Source organism: Streptomyces sp. NPDC057654, from assembly GCF_042800135.1.
Classification (GTDB): domain Bacteria; phylum Actinomycetota; class Actinomycetes; order Streptomycetales; family Streptomycetaceae; genus Streptomyces.
Genome location: NZ_JBHVHQ010001263.1, coordinates 1 through 1,765, shown reverse-complemented (window position 1 = coordinate 1,765; position 1,765 = coordinate 1). Strand labels below are relative to the sequence as shown.

Below are 1,765 nucleotides of genomic sequence, written 5' to 3'. Positions count from 1 at the left end.
GCCTGGCCCGCGGCTACCTGGGCCGGCCGGCGCTGACGGCGGAACGGTTCGTCGCCTGCCCCTTCGCCCCCGGCGAGCGGATGTACCGGACCGGGGACCTGGCCCGCTGGAACGACGACGCCGAGCTGGTGTTCGTCGGCCGGGCCGACGCCCAGGTCAAGGTCCGCGGCTACCGGGTCGAGCCCGGCGAGGTCGAGACGGCGCTCGCGGGGTGCGTCGGCGTCGGTCAGGCCGTGGTCATGGCCCGCGAGGACCGGCCGGGCGAGCGCCGCCTCATCGGCTACGTGGTGTCCGACGGAGGCGAACTCGACGAGCGCGCGGTCCGCGAGCACGCCGCGCGGCTCCTGCCGGACTACATGGTGCCCGCCGCCGTGGTCGTGCTGGACGCGCTGCCGGTGACCGGCAACGGCAAGGTCGACCGCAAGGCGCTGCCCGCCCCCGACTTCGCCGCGCGGACGACGGACCGCGCGCCCCGGACCGCCGCAGAGGAGACCCTGTGCGCCCTGTTCGCCGAGGTGCTCGGGCTGGAGCGGGTGGGCGCCGAGGACGGCTTCTTCGAGCTGGGCGGCGACTCCATCACCTCCATGCAGCTCGTGGCGCGGGCGCGGCGCGCGGGCCTCGTGTTCAGCACACAGGACGTCTTCGAGCACGAGTCGCCTGCGGGGCTGGCGAGCCTTTCCCCTGAGGGAGAGGCACGGGAGCGCGACGCGGATACGGGCGTGGGGACGGTCGCCTGGACGCCGGTGATGCGGGCGCTGGGCGAGCACGCGCTCGGCGGCGCCTTCGCGCAGTGGACCGTGGTCGCCGTACCGGCCGGCGTGGGACGAGAGGTGTTGGCAGCCGGGCTGCGGGCCGTACTCGATACGCACGGCGCGCTACGGGCCCGCGCCGAGGTGATCGACGGGCAGCCGGGGCTCGTGGTCGGCGAGCGCCCGTGGGCAGACGCCGCGGGCCTGGTCACCCGGGTGGTCGTGACCGGCGACGGCCTGGAGGAGGCAGTCGACCGGGCGGCGCTGGAAGCGGTCGGGCGGCTGGATCCGGGCGCGGGCGCGATGGTCCGGCTGGTGTGGCTGGACGCGGGCCCCGCGCGGCCGGGCCGGCTGGTGTTCGTAGCGCACCACCTGGTGGTGGACGGCGTGTCCTGGCGCATCCTGCTGCCGGATCTGGCCGCCGCCTGCGAGGCCGTAGCGGCGGGACGGAAGCCCCTGCTCGATCCCGTGGGCACGTCCTTCCGCCGGTGGACGGAGCTCCTGGCCGCCCAGGCGACGGACGCGGCGCGGGTGGCCGAACTCGACGAGTGGACGGCCCTGCTGGATCTGGAATCCGGAGAACCGCTGCTGGGCGACCGGCCCCTCGATCCTGCGCAGGACACGGCGGCGAGCGTACGGCGCCAGGCGTGGACCGTACCGGCGCGGCAGGCGGCGACCCTGGTGGGCAGCGCCCCGGCGGCGTTCCACTGCGGAGTCCACGAGGTGCTGCTGGCGGCGCTGGCGGCAGCCGTCGCGCAGTGGCGGCGGACCACGGAAGCCCCGCTCCTGGTGGACATCGAAGGCCACGGCCGCGAGCCGTTCGTGGACGCCGCGGGCAACGCGGAAGACGCGGAAGACACGGATCTCTCCCGCACGGTGGGCTGGTTCACCAGCGTGCACCCGGTCCGGCTCCGGCTGGACGGCATCGACCTGACCGGCGCGCGGTCCGGCGGCCCGGCGGCCGGAGAGGTAGTGAAAGCGGTCAAGGAGCAGGCGCGCGCGGCCCCCGGCGACGG

Annotated in this window: 1 protein-coding gene; it reads left to right on the top strand. The window is 75.9% G+C overall.

What is annotated here, in order from left to right:
• A partial coding sequence (locus ACFU99_RS42680; protein WP_384403914.1) for a condensation domain-containing protein occupies nucleotides 1-1,765 on the top strand: 1,765 nt, incomplete at both ends.